Genomic DNA, 19,906 nt, shown 5'->3' with positions numbered 1-19,906 from the left:
TATGTATGCATTCTTTTTTAAAACATCTAACCATTGGATACAATTTCTCATCCGCTTTTGTTTATCTTTAGCTCCCTTTTTTGCTCATGCGATAGACGAAGACCCTATTGTTGTTCGCCTCTCGACAGATTCTTCTCTCGTTCCTCTTTATTTAGCTCCTTTCACTATAGAACAGACAAATTTTTCTCCATCCTATCTTAAACAATTGGAAGATATCTTAACCTTTGATCTTAATCACAATGGATCTACTTATTTATCAAAAAGAAATGCCTCCAATGACCAGTTAGCCAATGCAGGTGAGCTAGAAGATTTAGGTATTGCTCAAGCTTGGCAAGCACAAAATATTTTTTATGTGATCAAAGGTATTATCAAAGAAAACTTTCTTCAGGTATTTATATTAAGTACGAATACACAAAATCTTAAAAAATGTGATCCCGTTATGCTAACCGGTGATTTATCCCAAGATCGCCGATTAATTCATCGTATTGCAGACACTATTCATAAAGCCTTATTTGGAGTGGAGGGAGTTGCCTCTACTAAAATTTTGTACACAGTTAAAACTCCTCTTGTCGATAATAAACAAAAACTTTCTTCCGAAGTTTGGGAAGCTGATTACGATGGAGAAAATGCACGACAAATTACTCAAGAAAAATCTTTTTGTGTGAATCCTACTTACATTCCACCCAAAAAAGGTTTTTTATCAGGCAATTTTCTTTATGTTTCTTATCAAGTTGGACAATCAAAAATTTATATTGCGAATTTAAAAGATGGCAAAGGACAGCGTTTATTGAAGCTTAAAGGTAATCAACTGATGCCTACACTTTCTCAACAACGAGATAAAATTGCCTTTATTAGCGACGCAACTGGCAATCCCGATTTATTTTTGCAACTTTTCAATCCTGAAACAGGTGTTGTTGGAAAACCGCAGCAAATTTTCTCTGCTAAATTAGCTACCCAAAGCACTCCTTCATTTAATCCTGATGGAACCAAAGTAGCTTTTGTATCTGATAAAGATGGTTCTCCAAAAATTTACGTCATTGCCATTCCAGAACCTGGAACAAGTTTAAAAAATATAAAGGCAACTCTAATTACTAAGCGCAATCGAGAAAGTTCTGCTCCTGCATGGTCACCAGACGGAACAAAAATTGCTTATTGCTCCCGAACTGATGGGATTAGGCAAATTTGGATTTACGATTTTACAACCAACCAGGAAAAACAATTAACGCAAGGATCTGTTAACAAGGAAAATCCTTCGTGGGCCCCCAATAGCCTTCATCTTGTTTATAATTCAGCTGATACAAATGATAGCCAGCTCTATTTGATTAATTTGAATCAAACAGAGGCAACTCGCATAACTTCAGGAAAAGGAGAAAAACGTTATCCCAATTGGGAGTTACGTTTTGATCGCTAATCGCTTGTTTATCATCTAATTAGATAAGAGATTGAGAATGCTAGTGTTTTTTTTTGCTAATTTGACATGATTTTTGTTAAACTAAGTTCGACTTTTTTCGAGATTTCATTAATTTGCTAAAATGTTTTTTTTGAAGCTTTTATGATCAATTTTTTTTAACGTTATATTTTATTTTTTCTCAAAAATTTAATTACAAATTCATTCAAAATTTTTTTTTTGCAAATAGAGTAAATTTCAAAAAGAAACTGTTTTTCACTTACAAAACTTCAATGAGCTCTCTCTAATTTCCGGAGAAAATCTTATGAGAATATATTCTTTTTATTTAGTAGCCTTATTAGGGTCTGCCTGTCTACTTCAAAGTTGCGCAAGAAATGGTAGCGATGTTTGGGAAGATACAAAATCAGCTGGCCGGCACATGAACCGTGGTGTAAGGGCTCTTGGCGGCAAACATGGCGACTCTCGCCAAATTCATTCAAAAAACGATTTTGAATGCGTAGATGATGAGTATAGTCATCAAGAAGGAGGTTTTCAAGACTGTGATTATTCTCGCGCAGACTTCATTCCCTTACAAGATCAAGCCAACAATGAGTTTGCAATGGCTGATATCCTTGCTCGCCAACCTCGAGAAACGCCTGGTGAAATAGGTAGTTCCATTCCGAGTATTGAATCTTTTCAAGATCCTTGCATGATTCCCCAACTCGCAGCCATTTTTAAAACGATTTACTTCGATTATGATAGCAGTATGATTAAAGGTCAGGCAAATTTACAAACAATTCATCAAATTGCTGATTTCATGCGTCGCCATCCAAATGTTTATATTTTTATTGAAGGGCATACCGATGAAAGAGGACCTCAAGCTTATAACTTGGCTCTAGGTTCCCGTCGTAGCAATGCCGTTCGTAATCTTTTGATTAGTGAAGATGTTAATCCAGATAATCTCTTTACCATTTCTTATGGGAAAGAACGACCCGTCGTCTTAGAAAAACATGAAGAAGGTTGGTCTAGAAACCGTCGCGTAGAGTTCAAGATTTATGAACGTTAAATTTTCTTTTCTTATGGGAACACTAATCATGTTCCCACTTTTAAATTGCATGAGTGCAACTTATCCAAATTACTCGGCACATTCTAACTTGCCTAATCAACAATCTACTCGTCCAGTTATTGATAATAATACAATCCGATTTAAGAATAGTTTAGCCGATCTTAAACACGAATTAAGTAATCATGAAGCAGAGATACGCATTTTTGAAAACAAATTGCATAATCAAGAAAGTTCACTTGATCAAATTCGTCAACAAATTGTAGATGATTTAGAGGGGCAAAGAGAATATACACGAGCGATGAGTATTAATTTAGAAGGGAAAATTGATACTCTTGATAAAGCTGTCAACGGTTTGATGAATGATCTTAGACAATTAAAAAATCATGCCAATGATTCGGTAAATGTTTTAGCTCAATATAAACAAAAATTGATTGATGTTGAGAAAATCCTTGAAGCACAGGATCAGCATATTAGCAGCCTGGAGGTAGCTTTGCATTCTCTCATAGATGTCTGGCAGGCAAGAGAAACAGCAACACAAGAAATTGCAAACAAACAAGTGATAAATTCATCTAAAACATACAAGGTCCAACCCGGCGATAGTTTAGAAAAAATTGCAAAGGCTAATAAAACGACTGTCAAAATTTTGAGAGAATGTAATCAGTTAACTTCTGATCTTATTGTGGTCGGACAAGTACTTAAACTTCCTTAATCTATGGCATTCAATCACCTTGCTTCTTCTCATGCTATTGGTTTATTTGACTCAGGGATAGGGGGGTTAACAGTCATGCGAGAAATGATTCGTTTGCTGCCCCAGGAGAACCTCTTGTATCTTGGGGATACAGCAAGAGTACCCTATGGAAATAAGAGCGCAGCAACAATTATTCGCTATAGCATTGAAAATGCTATTTTTCTACTTGAAAAGCAAATTAAAGTATTGGTGGTTGCTTGTAATACAGCCTCAGCTTTAGCGCTTCCAAAATTAAAACAACTCTTTCAACTCCCAATCATAGGCGTCATTGAACCTGGGGCTAAATTAGCAGCTGCAACAACACGTAACAAACGTATAGCCGTTTTAGGAACTAAAGGAACCATTGAATCTGGTGCTTACCAATCTGCAATTCATCAACTAATTCCTGATGCGATTATCTTTCCAATTGCATGTCCTCTATTGGTTTCTCTCGTTGAAGAAGGTTTTCTCTATCATTCTGCTTCAAAACTCATTATTCAAGAATATTTAAAAAATTTAGAGAAGGCAGATGTCGATACTATTTTGCTTGGTTGCACCCATTATCCTTTACTTAAACCCCTTATTGAAGAAATAGTGGGCCCATCTGTTACAATTATAGATTCAGCCTTGACCTGTGCCCAAACCGTCAAAAAACTTTTAGAAAGTCATCAACTTGTCCATTCGAATCAACACGCAATTCACCAATATTTCGTCACAGATGATCCAGAGAAATTTCGCCAACTTGGTGAATATTTGTTTCAATCTCCTCTTCCTTTAGTAGAATTGCACAAAGTAATTCATTCGTAATCTATTTGAGTTCAGTCAATTAAAAACCGAATTATCGCATTTTATTAGAAAATTTAATTGAATATTCCCTGCAGAAATAATAACATTTCTTATTTCTCTGGTTGCTTTAAATAAATCAAATTCAACATTAATTAAAATTAATATTTATATACAAGAAAATACATTATTCAAATAAATAGTTTACAAGCAGTTAATTATATGAAATTGTAGTTTAACCTTGTGGCAACGATGAGCTATGGTAAACAGCTTAGGTTTTGTCAATCAAATTAACGCTTACCTAAAAGATGGGAAACTTATTTTAAAAACTTTTAAAAAAGTGGAAATCCTGAAAAATATTCAGCAAACAGAATACTTGATGTGGAAAAAGTAATATATCAGTACTCTAGTGATGAATTCATTCCTAGTCACACGACCATTAAAGATAAAGGTAAATTCATTCACCTTTAAAAATCGAGTGTCGTTCATTTAATGTTTAAAATACTTTTTGATATCTAAGAAGTGTTCTAAATTGAATCATTCTCGTTACGGCTTTTTAAACCTAAATTTTGAGTTTAACAAGATTTTTTCTGGGAGGCAAAGGCATAAGCCTTGAAAAAGTTATGTTTTTTGTTTCTTCTTAGAAACGAAAAAAGAAAAAATGATAAAAATGAAACAAAAAATTACCGTCCAAAAAGGAAGGACTTTCTGAGAAATGATTTCTGCATTTTCTAAAATATAAAATTGCCTTAATTTTTTCCCTTCCTCTTGCGCTTGTAACTTTAATATCCCCTGAACTGTCACTATTTGATTAGTAGAAATTTTATCAATTCCTTTCAAAAAAATTTGTTGTGCTACTTGATGAGAATTGCCAATACAACAACTTTTTAAATTAGGTTGAGAAGCTAGTATAAAGGTATTCTCAGGAGATTGATAAATAAAGCCTTTGATTTGAACGGGTTGTTCAGGCACGAAAAAATAATTTTCGCTTTGTAATTCTTCAAAAGTTATTTGTGAGGAAGTTGTAAAGGATAAAAAAAAGAAGCTAAAAATAATAAGTTTTAGAACCCACATTCTCATACCCGAGAAAAACTGAATTAATCCTGCAAAGGATTAATTCAGTTTTAATTTATCTTATTCATCGTCTTTAAAACGATAACCTACCCCTCTGACAGTTTCAATACCATCAAAATTAGGACCTAATTTCTTTCTCAAAGAGGCAATATGCACATCAATGTTACGATCGATGATAAAGGCTTCGTCATTTTGTACATCGTCTAATAATTGATTTCTAGTCAATACCTTTCCACGATTAAGAAGTAAGCGTCTCAAAATTCCAAATTCAGAAAGGGTTAAAGCAATAGACTTATCTTTCTTTCTCAACAAATACCGATCGATTTCCATGGTGTATTCGCCAAAAACTAATGTTTTTGCTTCCTTTTCTCCTTCTTTTCCACGTCTCATAACAGCTTTAATACGTGAAAATAAAACCTTTAGAGAAAATGGTTTAGCGACATAATCATCCGCACCTAGCTCAAGTCCTAAAACAACATCGAGCTCTTCGCTTTTTGCTGAAATTATAATAATAGGAATATTTTCTAAATCAGGATTACTTTTGATTTTACGACATACATCTAGTCCGTTTAATCCAGGTAGCATAATATCAAGGATAATAACATCTGGTTTTTCTCTTTCTATAGCCAAAAAACCATTTAATCCATCCATTTCCAGATGGACTTTATATCCAGCCAATTCTGCCTGGAGTTTAATCAAAGAGGCTATATCCTCTTCATCTTCAATAAGCAATATTTTTGTTTTTTGCATTTTAATAGCTCCGCGTACTGAATTGGTATTTTATAATTTAAATTTTTCTAATATTCAAGTTTTTTTATTATAATTATTTTTATTTCCATTTGATAACTACAGCTAACATTTAAAATACATCTATTATTTATTATAACAAAAATTTAAATCATATAAATGTGTTATTTCATTAATATAAAATAAAATTTAATTTTAATTGAAAATTTTTAAAATTTTTATTTATTAAATAGTTTGTTTTCAAAGATTTATAGAATGATAATTTTATTAGAGAACTAACCCTTTTAACTTTATTTTTTTTTTGAAGAAGGATATACTGAATATAAATTTTTCGAAATTAATCTCATTAAAGAAAATTTTTATCCAAAAAAACTCTAAAGCAAAGGATCAGGCAAGAAAAACAATCTTGCAACCTCTGCCGTTTATATTAATAAATGAAATGAATTAATAGGTTTTATGTTCTACGTCATTCTTTTGTATGCTTTATTTGCAAGTGTTTTCACGATTGCTAAAACAGGATTGGAATATTCTCAACCTTTTTTCTTGGTAGGAACCCGAATGTTATTAGCTGGATGCCTTTTATTAGGTTATCAAAAAATTGTGAATAAGGAACACTTCTCATTTGATAAGCAAACTTGGTGGCGTATTGTACAACTTGCGGCTTTTAACATTTATTTAACAAATGTTTTTGAGTTCTGGGGATTAAAATATCTCACATCATTCAAGACATGTTTCATTTATAGTTTATCTCCATTTTTATCAGCTTTGTTTTGCTACACCCTCTTCTCAGAAAAATTAACAACAAAAAAATGGATGGGATTATTAATTGGATTTATGGGTTTTCTGCCTATTTTAATGAATCAAACATCTTCGGAGGAAGCAACCGGCCATCTGTTATTTTTCTCTTGGGCAGAATTATCTGTCATGATGGCTGCTATCTGCAGTGTTTATGGATGGATTGTTCTGATGCAATTAGTTAAAGAAAATAATCTTTCTCCTATAACCGCTAATGGAACAAGTATGTTTATAGGGGGCGCATTTGCTCTTTGTCATTCATTATTGGTTGAAAATTGGTCACCTATTCCCGTTACAAACATACCCATTTATTTAGAATGTACTTTCCTACTCATTTTGATTTCCAATCTTATCTGTTATAATCTTTATGGAACTTTATTGAAGAAATACTCAGCAACTTTTATTTCTTTTGCTGGTTTCACAACTCCTCTCTTTACAGCACTATTTGGATGGGTTTTCTTAGAAGAGGTAGTGACTTGGCCATTTTATATTTCATTTGGAATAGTTTTTTTAGGGCTAGTTTTATTTGATAAAGAAGAATTGCAACAAAGCTATCGAGGAAAATTGCTTTCTCAGCCTCAATTGTCCGAATAATAAAAATTTTCAAAAAATATTTGTTTAAATTTTGTCAACTAATGATATAAAAATTTCTTAGATATCAGGAAAATCAGAGGGTTATGGCTGCTGAAAAAGAAATTATACTAGAATTTGATAGAGAATTTTATAAAAATCGTACGCAAGCTTTGATGGAGCCTGCAATAGAACAATTTTTACGTGTTATCAAATCCTATACCCTATTTAATATCTTTTTTCTCAGCTTACTCTCAGCGGAAATAATTTATTTTTTTATCCACCTCACTTTTTTAGCGCAAACATTTGTTTTAGCAATTCATTTAGCATTAATTGTGGCAACAATTTTTTCTTACTTTACTCTGAAAGTTTATTTTGAGAGTCGGAAAACAGAGCAATTAATGGATTTAAAATCTGATTTTATTCATGCATGTGAATTAAATATTCAAGATTTAGAAGATTCTCCAGAATATCATCTCACTATTGCCTATGCCTGTTGTCGACTAGCCGCAGATTTACACGGTAAAGAATATGTCATCTACCAAGTTCCTTTTAGACTAAATTTTTTATTTCCGATGATCGAAAAAATAAGTTGCTGGGTTCATTGGCAAGATGTTCATACGATGAAAGAATTATTGCTTCAAGGATGTATTGAAGAGCACATCAAGTTAGTTAGACTTGAACCAACTGATCTAGAAGCTCATACAGGACTTGCTAATGCTTATGTCATGTTATCTGGACTGTATGTTGATCCTAGAACTATAGAGGGTTTAGATGACGACCGATGGCTGCCAGCCACTAAATACAACGAATCTTTTCAGTTAAAATTTAGATACATTGCCGAACGAGCTATTGAAGAATTTAAAATTTTAAGTGATTATGCTCCTCAAGATCCATGGGTTCATGCTCAATTAGCTTATAGTTATCATGATCTTCAAATGCCCGAAGAAGAAATCAAAGAATATGAAATTATTTTGCAATTATGTCCTGAGGATAAAGAAACCTTATTTAAACTGGGTAAACTTTATTTTGAACAGGGCTTAAACGCTAAAGGGCTGCAAATTTACGAAATTTTAAAAAAATCGAACTATAAAAAAGCAGAAAGTTTAATCCATTTTTATGGCGCCTACGCGATCTAAAAATTTGTTATATTCAGATAATTGTATTCACAAAGGAAAATGACGCTATGTTTTGTTCGCAATGTGGCACTGAAATCGGTAAAAATGATCAAACTTGTCCTTCTTGTGGAACCCCTTCTCATAAAAGTATTTCTGGCGCGTCTGCTACAATTCCCTCTTCTCAGTCCGTCAAAAAGAAAAAAATGCCTCTTTGGTTTAAAATTTTAATTGGGGTAGCCTTTTTATTACTCGTTGGAGTCACGGGAGGGATTTTATTTACAGAAACTCTTGTCGATGTCATTGATAAACAATTAGAGGCTCTTAGAAATAACGAGATTTCTAAAGCTTATTACGAATATACTTCAAAAGAATTTCAAGCAGCGACATCGCTAGATCAATATCGTCAATTTGTAGAATCTTATCCTGCTTTTTTAAACAATCACTCTGCTCACTTTACGCAACGCGCCATTAAAAATAATGTAAGTACATTAAAAGGAAACCTCTCCACTCAAAACCACATTAATATTCCTGTAGAATACAGATTGATCAAGGAAGATAATAAATGGAAAATTCTTAGTATCCGCTTACTTCAATCACTAAGCCCCTATACAGAAAAAACTTTATCAAATGCTCAAGACTTAATTAACGTTGTTCAAAACCAACTTCAATTAATTCAAAATAATCAACTTTTGAAGGCATATGAAGAATATTCTGCAGAGGAATTCAAAGAAACAACTTCAAAAATTGAATTTGAAAATTTTGTGAAGCGTTATTCCATTTTACAGGATTATCAAACAGCCTCATATCATAAACGGAAAGTAAGTGATGGAATAGGAACACTTGCTGTCATTCTGCAAACAAATCACCTGACCACTTATGTTAAGTATTATCTTGTTTACGAAGACAACGCATGGAAAGTTTGGAGTATGCGAATCCTATCTCCAGAAGAAGGTGCTCAAGAGTCTCGTCAGCATGCAAAAAAAAATCCTAAACATTTGCAAACAACAAAAATGAGTTTTGGTTCTTATCATTTAGGATCTTCAGTTAATAAAGAAGGATCCATTGATCATCCACAAACAGAATTTAAAGGGGATTTGAAAGATCTTTATATTGATCTAGAAATAGCTAATGCGGCTAAAAACAGTGTTATTCAGTTAAATCTTCAACATTTAGAAAGTGGGACATCGATCCCGGCGAAAGCAATTATTGAAGAAGAGGGAGATACCCTATTGATGTCTGTTTTTACTCCTCCATCAGCTGGCTGGCCAAAAGGACATTACAGACTGATTATCACCACCTCTTCCGGTTTGAATAAAATTATAGATTTTAATGTTGAGTGATTTCTTTATGTATATCATTACAGGACTATATCGCCATAAACGCTTAGTAACTCCTAAAGACGATTTAACACGTCCAACAGCTAGTCGCTTAAGAGAAGCTCTTTTTAACATTTGTCAAAACTTTATTGAAGAAACAGCATTTCTTGATTTATTTGCTGGATCAGGAGCGATAGGATTTGAAGCTTTAAGTCGAGGAGCCAAATCAGTAACCTTTATTGATTCCAGCAAAGAAGCCTTAAAATGTCAGCAAAAAAATGCCTCTCTTTTAGGTGTCGAACAACAATGTCAACTATTATATGGAGAAGTATTTACTCTTTTAGAATACCTCAAAAAACAACAAAAACGTTTTAATATCATTTTTGCCGATCCTCCCTATGCTAAACAGATCTATGCAAACGAGCCTTCTTATAGCGAGAAAATTATCCGTTGCATCGATACAAGTGACTTACTAGCAGAAAAAGGAACTCTTTTTATTGAAGAAGACAGTCGTTTTTCCCCTCAATTGAACGATTTAAAAAAACTTCAACTCATTAATAGCAGAAAAATAGGGCATTCTTCTCTACAGCGTTATTCATTCATAAACTAGAATAATAAAAATGACTTCGCTTTTTCCACTCTGATTTGAAATTGATTAGATTGAGATGACAAATAATTCATCTTTTCAATTTATTAGAGTGCAAATCTTGTTGTTCTTATTGCAGTGGTAAGCCAGTCTTCAAATAAAGAAATTCTCATTATAATTTAGTTTTTTTATCCCATTAATAAACTTCAAAAAGTGATTATCTATTTAAATTTTTGAAATTTTATTGCTTTATTTTAGCACTCTACATACAAGTGATGTATTCAAAAGATGTTTAATTCCAGGCGAGCGTAAGAAATTTATCTATCTCGCGTTAATTTGAAAAGGAGACGATTCATGTTTAAATCTCTGGTCGCTTTGATGGCCATTTGCCTAACGACTTTATCTACGTTGTGTATTGCAAGTTGTCAACAAAGTGTGGAAATGGGTGTAGGTTGGAGACGAGATAAGCTGAATTGGAAGTTAAAAAATTTAGAGCTGGATCAGATTTCTGGAAATGTGGATTCCCATATACAATTTAAAAAACTTGAGTTGTACATGGCTTATGCAAAAGCAAAATGGATCGGCTCAAAATATTATGTGCGCTTATCTGCTGACTACGGCACATCTTTCAAAGGAGAAGCAAGAGAGCATTTTCAGTTGGATACACCCTTATTGAACAAAGATATTTTAGTAAATACACATGATCCTATTAAAAAAAGAAGTGAAGTCTACGACTTTGACATCGCCACAGGTTTTCCTTTAAGTTTCTGTTACGGACGTTTGAATGTGGTTCCTTTAATCGGTTTTTCTTTTCATCGCCAACATTTAAGAGTTAAAGGAAAAAAAGATTCTTCCTCTTCTTTGTCTTATTTTTCTCCTATCTCTTCGTCTAACCCACTCTATGGTAATGACTCTAATCCTTTTGGAAAACCATCCAGTGACTCAAACCCCATTATCGCCAATAAACTGGGACTTAATGTATCAAGACAGACAAGTACTTACCGTTTTAACTGGTATGGATTTTATTTAGGCACTGATATCGCCTACGCCCTTGATAAAGAATGGACTCTCTATGCAGAATTAGAAGCCCACTGTTTAGATAGTTGCCACCGTAAAAGAAAATCTTGGACAGGTGTGTATTTTGTTGACCATTACCATCGTAATCGTTGGGCTTGGGGTTTCAATACAAATTTAGGAACAACTTTTTGTTTATCTAATTGTTGGTATGGAAAGATTTCCTTGGATTATAAATGGTTGAAATCTCATACCCGTAAAGATGAACTTAAATGGGAATCGGTTGGAATCAACGCAGCATTGTCCCATTCTTTCTAAGTCCATCTTAGCTCGATGTGGAACTCCTCATTCACATCGAGCTAAACCAAATTTCTGAAATAGCTGTTAAAAAATGAAGATTGTTTAACAAGGAGAAAAAACTAATTCTTGTTCTTCTTTTGGAAGAGAGAATGTTGCATAAATTTGAATGAGGAATAGTAAACCAAGCACAGCCAACGCTTTGATAGGTGCATAATTCTCAAAAAAAGCTGTCATCAACCCAACCGATCCTGGACCGATTGCTTCAGATATACACCAAACCATCCCCATTAAAAAAGCACTGATAGATCCTGCCTGCCCAGGTGCATAGCGTACACCAAGCGCAATTCCAATCGGATTCACAAGCGTCAATGAAGCTCCTAAAATAAAAAGTAATAGGAGAGAAAGCCACATAGAAAAACTTCCAAAAAACAAGATAAAATAAAAAGTCGCACAACTGACTATCCCAGCGTATAAGATGACTTGCCGAGGAGAGTATTTATCAGCTAAATAGCCAGCTGGCACCATCATACATGCTCCACCCAAAATTAAGCATAGATGCCCTCCTCCATAATAAATCCATTCGGCTAAACCTAGGGTTTTTAAAGCATCTGGTAAAATAAAAATCATCCCCCATAAAATGGATTGATTGGCCACTTGTGCTAAATAAAGCATTCGCAAAGGAATATGACAAAAAAAAGCCTTAAAATCTCTTAAAATCCCCTTCTTTAAAGTATGCTGAACAGATTGTATCACGGGAAAACGATAAAAAATCAAAAAAAAGCTCAAAATAATGGCGGGGATGGCTAGTAAATACGTTTGTCCATTCATATTTTTATACACAAATAAAAAAATTAGTTGGCTAAAAGCAAGTCCTAAACTCCCCCCTGAAGCAAAAATAGCCATTAATAAGCCTCGCCTCGTTGGAATCAAACTTCCCATTAAACTGCCTGCAGCAGGATGAAAGCTACCTGAACCTAAACAGGTAAATAAGTAAAGACAAAATAAAATCCCATAATGACTAAATTGGACTACAAGTGTACTAGCAACCACTAATAGCAATCCTAAAATCATTAAATGCTTTCGATAACCTCTGTCACTAAATGCTCCAAAAAATAATTGAGCTCCTTCCCCAATAAATGCTCCTGCTGCAACGACAAGGCCAGCTTTGGCGAAATCTAATTGAGCCATCGACTTATAGACAGGCCAAATTCCTAGCATTGTATCAATAAAAAAATGTGCTAACCATGTCAAAGCCAGTAACGGAGCTAACGATAATGGAATAGATTGTTTCGCAGAAAAAACCATACAAACCTTTTTCAAAATTTATCGAATATAACAACAGTTTTTATTAGATAAATTAAATTAATATTATAAATATAATAAAATAATTATAAATTTTTTTAAATAGATTAATGATTAAATAGTTTCGATTATCAATTCAAGAAAAACACTTTTTATCGGATAAAATTTCCAAATGATGATGGACAAAAAATTCTTATTGCTTTTATGGTCAGGTTAAATTCAAAAAATACTTAGTGAATTATCCCCTCTTTTAATTATACCATAGAGGCTTTATGAAAATTAAAAATTTAGCAAAAGTTGTTTTTGCAACGCTTTTATTAGCCTCCGTTCAATCCATTAATGCACAAGCAAATTGTAAAGAAGCTTCAAGCTATTCTCCCAACTTAATCAAGGGAGATTGTGACAATCAAGTGAGTTTTGATTCTCAATCTCATTCTACTCAGAGTGATTTAGCTGATAATTATTCGTATGGATGTGACAATAGCCTTTACTCTTATAAAGGACATTCTAGAGGGTCTGAAACTAGCTATTCTTGTCGTTCAAAACAAAGTTCTGACAGAGCGAACCGTTCTAATAGATATTACAATACAAGTTTTAATGCAGGGAATTATCCCTCTGGGATAAGCAGCTATTCGGGAACAAGTACCGGCTCTGGAATTAGCAATGGATATCATAGCACCCCTAATGGCACTTATAAAACTGATCGTCGGTATTATGATCGAAATATCAAAGCTAATTTAGATACTTATTATCAAATAAAGAGATAAGAGAACAAAAATATTAACTTTTTGGAGGAAAAAATGGAAAATAAGAAAAAACAATTAGTGAAAGCCGCTTTTACAGCTTTAGTATTAGCATCTAGCCCTGTTACTGCTCAGGCAACAGATGGAACAGCGACTGACGGTTGGGTAATTTCTGAGACATTGCTTGCGACGGCAGGTTGCGGTGCAAGCGACGGTTCTCATGGTTGTGGTGCAGCTACCCCTCCTCCAAAAGAAACAAGTGCAAAAATAGACAACATATTAAACAATTCAAATCACACAACAGCATCTAATAACAACGGTAATACAGCTAAAAACAACTATAACCGGTCTAGTAATTCAAATCTAGCAGATGCTACATCTAATACTAATAGTAACTGGAATACGTTACCAACGACAACAAATTCGATAGATGCCAAAAACCCCAATGGGATGAATACACGTGACGGAGTAACAACAAATCCGACGACTAAAAAATAATTACAAATTAAATTATGCGAGGAAAGTTATGAAGAAAGGTCTAACTCAATCAGCTTTAGCAGCTCTGATGCTCGCATCAGCTCTGCCTATTGTCGCTCAAGCTGATCAACATTCGCAAGAGTTATTACTTGCAGCGGCTAGCTGTGGAGCTTATCATCCTACACAAGGCAAAAGAGAAATTGCTGACAACTCTACTGGCACAAATTCCTATGATGCGAATAATAATTCATACCAAATGAATTCAAATAGTAGCTATGAAAATATAAGCAATACTTATAATGGGACAAGCACAAGTCCAGGAAATGATAGTGTAAGCACTCCAAATCGCAAGAATAATGACTGGAATGCAGCGCATAGCTCTAATCATTCTTATTCTCAAACGGGTACGCAGTATCAATCAAACGCTAATGGCTATCACAGTTATAACAATGCAGAAGAAGTTGATTATAACCATGCAACATCTGCAGTGTCTAATACAATCTCTGAAGAGCAATTAGTGAGTTCACTTAACGGTGAAACACGTAAGATCTATGATAACTTAAGTACTCAAGGTAAGGCTTTAGCAATTCAATTAGCTAGCCAAGATAATTACCGTGATAAGAATTTGGCTGTTAAAGAAGCGCAAAAAAGAACTGAAAAAGCAGACGTAATGGTTCGTTAATCTGTTTTGTCAAATAGATGCATGTGCGTGCCAATAGTGGTTGCGCACATTTATTTTTTCTAAACATTTTTAAAAGCTGACAAGACACGTTCAATGACTTTTTAGATAGGCAAAAAATGGCACCCCGTCAAATTCCAAATTTAGGCATTGGTATTGGATTACGTTTTCCCCATTTAGAAGATATTTTTAAATTCAAGCCAGAAATCGATTGGTTTGAAATCATCAGTGAAAATTTTATGTTAGATGAGGGTAAGTCTTTAGAGTATTTACAAAAAATTTTAGAAAGCTATCCAGTAGTTCAACATGGGGTATCCTTGGCAATTGGAAGTTCTGCTCCTCTTGATTACGCGTACTTAAAAAAACTCAAAGCGCTCACTAAACTAACAAAAACTCCTTGGGTCTCTGATCACTTATGTTGGGGACACCAACCAGGTGCTCATTACCATGACTTACTTCCACTTCCTTATACACGAGAAGTCGTTGATTATGTGGCAGAAAGAGCTCGGATTGTTCAAGATTATTTAGAAATTCCTTTTGCTTTAGAAAATCTTTCTTCTTATGTGGCATTTACACAAGATCAAATGCCAGAATGGGAATTTTATGCTGCCATCGTAGAAAAAGCAAACATTTACATGATGCTAGATGTCAATAATATTTATGTTTCTAGTCGAAATCATGGATTTGATCCCAAACTTTACTATCAAAATATTCCCCTAGAACGAGTCATTCAAATTCATTTAGCAGGCCACCAAGATTTTGGAGATTATGTCTTAGATACACACGATCATCCCGTCAGAGATGAAGTCTGGGAATTATATGCAGAAATCTATCCATTGACTGGAGGAGTTTCTACTCTTCTTGAATGGGATGACAATCTTTTATCTTTTGAAGAAACTTGGAAAGAAGCTTTAAAAGCCAAACAATTTCAAAAAAATATTTCTTCTCCTTTACCTCCTTCTTTAGTCAACTTTGTTTGAGGATAAATGAATAGAATTCCCAACTCAAGTTGTAAACAAGTAAATATTCCAAGAGATCTTCAACTAATCCAGGAATGGTTTGCAAATGTTATTACTACACCTTTAGCAAAAAATGATACGATTCATTATAAAACTAAAAACGGAGATTTAATCTCCGAGGAAGCAAAAAACTATATTGCTCCAAGCCCTACGCTTCTTCCTCATCAATGCATACAAATTTATAATCAACAATACTGGTGGCGATTAATTAATATACTTTATACAAATTTTCCGCTTCTTGTACGTTTGACAGGTTGCAAAATATTTAAAGAAAAAATTGCCATCCCTTATTTATCGGAATGTCCTCCCAATCACTGGGCATTATCATTAGTAGGAGAGCGTTTACCGGACTGGATTTCTAAAAATTATAAGAGACCGGATCATTCACTGATAGAACAAGCTGTTCAACTTGACTGGGCTTTTACAGCTAGTTGGATTGCTTCTAAGCATATTCCTTTGAATCTCTCAGAACTCACCAAACAAAATCCGGAAGAGATTTTAAGTAAAACACTTTTTCTTCAGCCTCATATTCATCTTTTTAATTGGAATGTTAATTTATTTTTATTTCGAGAAGAATTAATAAAACAGGATATCCATTATTGGACGAATCACCGCATTCCCCTACTTAAAAAAGAAGAGATTCATTACTACGTTCTTTATCGTACTGAAAAAAATATATTAGCGTGGAGAGAGGTATTAGAAGGAGAGTTTTTCTTACTTCAACTTCTTCAACAAGGCATAAGCCTTGAAAAAGCTTGCGAAAAGATTGAACAGCAAAGTACAAAACTTTACGAGCAAGCTTGCAATCATCTACAAAAATGGATCCAAAATTGGGCTCAGCAACATTGGCTAATTGAAAAATGAAGAGGTCTTAGAAATAGACCCCAAAGCCAGCCCCTAACTTCAAACCATCACAATTTAAGTGCTTCCAAACATGATTCCCATTAAAATCATGTTTGCGTGAAAAATGAAATTGTTGGACAAAGTAATCAGCAAATAGATCAATAAACGTCGTTGGTCCTATTGTCCATCTTAAACCAACTTTTGCAACAACTCCTACTCCGTGCTTTGAAATATGTTTTTTTAAGGAAGAAAAGTAAGAAGAATAGCTGCTGTCTCGACTAAAATCTTCCCAGCGATGCTTTATATGCAAAAATGAATAACAAGCTCCTACTCCCGTATAAATATCTAAATAATTTGTTAAAGGATAGGTAAACTTAAAGCCTAAAGTGAGGGGAAGAATATAAATTCGATTCTTTTGTTTAAACATGCTATAGTCATCGCGCAAATTTCCTTTTTTATTCATCCAATTGATCCCTGCCCAAACTTCAAAGAATGGGTGAACGCGTTTGGATGTTTCGACTTGGTAGTCAATTAAACAAGAAGAATAAACTTTTCTAAATTGTTTAGAAGAGGGTTGAAAATAAGCGCCTCGAACCTCTAAAGTCCAATCAGATGCACATAAGCAAATAGGAAGTAAAAGAAAAAGAAGGAAAGAATTAAATTTCATATTTTTCAACTTAAGGGTTAAATACTGACGTTATCTCTTATTTCAATCGAAGTTTGAGAAAATTTATAAATTAGCAGATCACAGAAGTCAATAGCATTTGTCTGTTACCCCGCAAAGTTTTGCCTTTTTCTTCATAAATTTTTTTACTCTTCAATAATAATAATAATCCTACTACGGTTAAATGATGCGACATTTCAAAGAAGATCGGCTCGAGTGGTTAGAATTTGAGCTTTTAACAGATATTCCTCACTTAAAACATGCTGTTTTTCTTCGTAAAGGGGGATATAGTGTTGAACCTTTTAATCAATTGAATGTGAGCTATTCTGTAGGAGACAATCCAATCTCAGTTGAAAAAAATCGTAGCTTGATTGAAAACAGTCTAAAAAATGGCACTCCTCATACATTTAAAATGATTCATGGGCATGCTTGTCATGGCCATCAAGTCGCTCCAGTGGAGATCGATTCTCCTCCAACTATTCTGTTGACAGATGGTTTAACTTGCGCAACACCAGGTATTGCTTTAATGATGACCCATGCAGATTGTCAAATTGCTTTATTTTATGATCCTCAACATCACGTGATTGCGAATGTTCATGCTGGATGGAGAGGCAGTGTACAAAATATTTATGCAAAAACTATTACGCAGATGAAAGATCGGTTTGGATCTGATCCTAAAAATTTACTTGTTTGCATTTCCCCCAGTCTTGGCCCTGAGGAATCAGAATTTATTCATTATAAAAATGAATTCCCTGAAGAATTTTGGGAATTTCAATTTAAACCAAATTATTTTGATTTTTGGTCATTAACGGAGTATCAATTGCAAAAAGAGGGAATTCTTTTTCATCACATCGAAGTGGCAAGATTAAGTACATTTACAAATCCAAACGATTATTTTTCCTATCGGAGAGAAAAAATGACGGGAAGGAATGCCACAATTATTATGCTTTTGTAAAAAGTAGCCCTATTTAAAGTACTAAAAAGGCACATCAATGGTAGATAAAAATTTATTTTGCGATATTTATTTAATCCGGCATGGAGAGACAGATTGGAACATGTTAGGAAAATTACAAGGGCATATCGATATTTCTCTTAACAGCTCAGGTAAGATCCAAGCTCGGAACCTTCAAAAGCAACTGAATCACATTAATTTTGCAGCAGCTTTTTCCTCTGATCTTAGCCGAGCGCGTCAAACGGCAGAAATTGTTCTCGAATCAAAAGATATTAAGATAAAGGAAACAGCTGTTTTAAGAGAGCGACAGCTAGGCGAGTGGGAAGGTCAATCAATAGATGACCTAAAAAATTGGTTGCAAAAGAACAGTCAAATTGATTCTTTCACTCAAGAAGATTTTTTAGCCTACAAGTGGGATTCAATATCTGAAAATTATGCAGAAGTATTCAATCGCTTGTCTACGCTTGTTTTAAAGATCTCTCCATTGTACTTAGGCTCTACAATTTTGCTGTCTTCCCACGGAGGATTATTACGCTCAGTTCTTTATCAGTTGGATTTTAAAAGTGAACTCAGATGGCATGTAGGTAATTGTGGATTTATTAAATTACGTGCCAATAATAGAGGTGAAATGACTATTGCGGAATATCATGGGATTAAGACTTCAAGAGCCTCCTCTTCAACATTTTGACCTTATAAGGGAGTTAAAATCCGAATTCAATAATTGATCTTCATACTATCGATTAAAATTTGTGTCTGTTCGTTAAAAAGATAAAGATTTAAACTTACATATTTAATGTAAATTGCAAATAACTAATTTGTTAAAAAATTTGTTGCAGCTGCTACTAAAATCCTAACACTTTAATCTCACATCCATTAAACGTCGTTACATAAATTTTTCTAGGCATCAGTCTTGATATCATGCCAGATCCCCCTCAATAATTTTTCTAATGTGCTTCAAGTTTACAAAATCATTGTAAACCGATTAAGTGAAGGGATTGAAATTTTGGCTTTATTGTTTTCGCTCCACTGTTTGCCATGCTCTAAACAGTGAAAATTTTGCTTTTATTGTCTTATATCACCATTCCTCTTTACCAAACCCGAGCCGTAGGTGTGTACATCTCATTGTTCTTCTTCGCTTGAGTTAGGATAATTAGTCTACCTAATTAGTTAGTTTATTGAAATAGTCTTACCTATTTGGCACTACCAAATATGTCAAGGTACGAGAGTGTATATTGTATTGAGTTTTCTTTAAATTACGAACTATTTTAAAAACATAGGAAAGTTATAAATTTAATTTTTAACAGAAAAGATAATTAATATTCAATTTTAATAAATAATCAAAAAAAATTTATCTAAATAAAATATCAAAATTAATTAATTATAAATCATGAGCATATTCATAAAACAAATAAATGTAAAAACAACAATTTATTTATAAAATATAAATGTTTATTATCATAATTTAAATAAATAAAATAAAATTGAATTTTAATTAACAAATAAATTTAATTGAATTTATTTTTTCAAAGTATATAATTAAATAAAAACAAAAATTAAAGATTTCATGTCTTTACCAATTTCTACTTTAACAAATCAAATTATAATTAAATCGGAAAATAAACCAGAAGAAGTAGAAGTAAAAACTACTATTTTTTCTACTAATATTGCAATGACGAAACACTTTATTAACCTGAATTTTGGGTTTTTAGGCAGCCATTAACAATAAGCGATGCTGCTCTGCTAA

20 protein-coding genes and 1 pseudogene are annotated in these 19,906 nt (G+C 33.5%); 16 read left to right on the top strand and 5 right to left on the bottom strand.

The genetic code is table 11. From position 1 onward, the window contains the following. Position 1 precedes the first annotated feature (1 nt). From tolB to murI, 4 genes are all read left to right on the top strand, one after another. Complete coding sequence (gene tolB, locus TY19_RS27015; protein ID WP_042282001.1) at positions 2-1,411, top strand: Tol-Pal system protein TolB; 1,410 nt, start codon at positions 2-4, stop codon at positions 1,409-1,411. Between the two features lie 301 nt (positions 1,412-1,712). Beyond that, complete coding sequence (locus TY19_RS27010; RefSeq protein WP_039360502.1) at positions 1,713-2,453, top strand: OmpA family protein; 741 nt, start codon at positions 1,713-1,715, stop codon at positions 2,451-2,453. 28 nt (positions 2,454-2,481) lie between these two features. Beyond that, positions 2,482-3,162 (top strand): LysM peptidoglycan-binding domain-containing protein, encoded by a 681-nt coding sequence (locus TY19_RS27005; protein WP_226988509.1) that lies wholly within the window; start codon positions 2,482-2,484, stop codon positions 3,160-3,162. Positions 3,163-3,165: 3 nt separating this feature from the next. Further along, positions 3,166-3,987 carry a glutamate racemase gene (gene murI, locus TY19_RS27000; protein WP_042281999.1) on the top strand — a complete coding sequence of 274 codons (822 nt, stop codon included), beginning with the start codon at positions 3,166-3,168 and terminating at the stop codon, positions 3,985-3,987. A gap of 597 nt (positions 3,988-4,584) precedes the next feature. On the opposite strand, the gene TY19_RS26995 is transcribed toward murI, so the two are convergent. Together TY19_RS26995 and TY19_RS26990 are read right to left on the bottom strand one after the other, a co-directional pair. Beyond that, complete coding sequence (locus TY19_RS26995) at positions 4,585-5,037, bottom strand: hypothetical protein (RefSeq protein WP_052354884.1); 453 nt, start codon at positions 5,035-5,037, stop codon at positions 4,585-4,587. Between the two features lie 60 nt (positions 5,038-5,097). Further along, positions 5,098-5,787: a response regulator transcription factor gene (locus TY19_RS26990; RefSeq protein ID WP_042281998.1), complete on the bottom strand. Its 690-nt coding sequence runs from the start codon at positions 5,785-5,787 to the stop codon at positions 5,098-5,100. Between the two features lie 453 nt (positions 5,788-6,240). On the opposite strand from TY19_RS26990, the gene TY19_RS26985 reads away from it, so the two are divergent. The 5 genes from TY19_RS26985 to TY19_RS26965 all read left to right on the top strand — a co-directional run bounded on the left by TY19_RS26985 (position 6,241) and on the right by TY19_RS26965 (position 11,501). Next, positions 6,241-7,173 carry a DMT family transporter gene (locus TY19_RS26985; RefSeq protein WP_042281997.1) on the top strand — a complete coding sequence of 311 codons (933 nt, stop codon included), beginning with the start codon at positions 6,241-6,243 and terminating at the stop codon, positions 7,171-7,173. An 83-nt stretch (positions 7,174-7,256) separates the two neighbouring features. Beyond that, entirely contained in the window at positions 7,257-8,288 is a 1,032-nt protein-coding gene (locus TY19_RS26980) for a tetratricopeptide repeat protein (RefSeq protein WP_039360516.1), read from the top strand. 47 nt (positions 8,289-8,335) lie between these two features. Further along, positions 8,336-9,607, top strand: coding sequence for a DUF4864 domain-containing protein (locus tag TY19_RS26975; protein WP_042281996.1), 1,272 nt, complete (start codon positions 8,336-8,338; stop codon positions 9,605-9,607). A 7-nt stretch (positions 9,608-9,614) separates the two neighbouring features. After that, positions 9,615-10,193, top strand: a complete 579-nt coding sequence (gene rsmD, locus TY19_RS26970; protein WP_042282077.1) for a 16S rRNA (guanine(966)-N(2))-methyltransferase RsmD — start codon at positions 9,615-9,617, stop codon at positions 10,191-10,193. 330 nt (positions 10,194-10,523) lie between these two features. Beyond that, on the top strand, positions 10,524-11,501 hold the full coding sequence (locus TY19_RS26965) for a hypothetical protein (RefSeq protein ID WP_042281994.1): 978 nt from the start codon (positions 10,524-10,526) through the stop codon (positions 11,499-11,501). A gap of 84 nt (positions 11,502-11,585) precedes the next feature. Here the strand turns inward: TY19_RS26965 and TY19_RS26960 are convergent, their stop codons facing one another. Beyond that, positions 11,586-12,788 (bottom strand): MFS transporter, encoded by a 1,203-nt coding sequence (locus TY19_RS26960; RefSeq protein WP_011176406.1) that lies wholly within the window; start codon positions 12,786-12,788, stop codon positions 11,586-11,588. Positions 12,789-13,057: 269 nt separating this feature from the next. On the opposite strand from TY19_RS26960, the gene TY19_RS26955 reads away from it, so the two are divergent. From TY19_RS26955 to TY19_RS26935, 5 genes are all read left to right on the top strand, one after another. Next, the gene (locus TY19_RS26955) at positions 13,058-13,552 is read left to right on the top strand and encodes a hypothetical protein (RefSeq protein ID WP_042281992.1); all 495 of its coding nucleotides are present in this window, start codon (positions 13,058-13,060) and stop codon (positions 13,550-13,552) included. Positions 13,553-13,573: 21 nt separating this feature from the next. Beyond that, positions 13,574-14,026, top strand: a complete 453-nt coding sequence (locus tag TY19_RS26950) for a hypothetical protein (RefSeq protein WP_148300663.1) — start codon at positions 13,574-13,576, stop codon at positions 14,024-14,026. Between the two features lie 28 nt (positions 14,027-14,054). Next, positions 14,055-14,687: a hypothetical protein gene (locus TY19_RS26945; RefSeq protein ID WP_042281989.1), complete on the top strand. Its 633-nt coding sequence runs from the start codon at positions 14,055-14,057 to the stop codon at positions 14,685-14,687. Between the two features lie 116 nt (positions 14,688-14,803). After that, positions 14,804-15,664, top strand: coding sequence for an MNIO family bufferin maturase (gene bufB / locus TY19_RS26940; protein ID WP_042281987.1), 861 nt, complete (start codon positions 14,804-14,806; stop codon positions 15,662-15,664). A 6-nt stretch (positions 15,665-15,670) separates the two neighbouring features. Then, positions 15,671-16,567, top strand: coding sequence for an HvfC/BufC family peptide modification chaperone (locus TY19_RS26935; protein WP_042281986.1), 897 nt, complete (start codon positions 15,671-15,673; stop codon positions 16,565-16,567). 7 nt (positions 16,568-16,574) lie between these two features. On the opposite strand, the gene TY19_RS26930 is transcribed toward TY19_RS26935, so the two are convergent. After that, positions 16,575-17,213, bottom strand: coding sequence for a hypothetical protein (locus tag TY19_RS26930; protein WP_042281983.1), 639 nt, complete (start codon positions 17,211-17,213; stop codon positions 16,575-16,577). A gap of 181 nt (positions 17,214-17,394) precedes the next feature. Between TY19_RS26930 and pgeF the strand changes: the two genes are divergently transcribed. After that, positions 17,395-18,165 carry a peptidoglycan editing factor PgeF gene (pgeF, locus tag TY19_RS26925; RefSeq protein WP_042281980.1) on the top strand — a complete coding sequence of 257 codons (771 nt, stop codon included), beginning with the start codon at positions 17,395-17,397 and terminating at the stop codon, positions 18,163-18,165. 37 nt (positions 18,166-18,202) lie between these two features. After that, positions 18,203-18,850, top strand: coding sequence for a histidine phosphatase family protein (locus TY19_RS26920; protein WP_042281978.1), 648 nt, complete (start codon positions 18,203-18,205; stop codon positions 18,848-18,850). A gap of 122 nt (positions 18,851-18,972) precedes the next feature. On the opposite strand, the pseudogene TY19_RS26915 reads toward TY19_RS26920, so the two are convergent. Then, positions 18,973-19,175: pseudogene (locus TY19_RS26915) on the bottom strand (IS982-like element ISPasp3 family transposase); the annotation flags it as partial. Positions 19,176-19,906: the final 731 nt, after the last annotated feature.

It is taken from the genome of Candidatus Protochlamydia sp. R18, from assembly GCF_000648255.1.
GTDB classification, from domain to species: domain Bacteria; phylum Chlamydiota; class Chlamydiia; order Chlamydiales; family Parachlamydiaceae; genus Protochlamydia; species Protochlamydia amoebophila.
The sequence above is the reverse complement of the archived record's forward strand: the minus strand, read 5'-3'. Positions and strand labels throughout refer to the sequence as shown.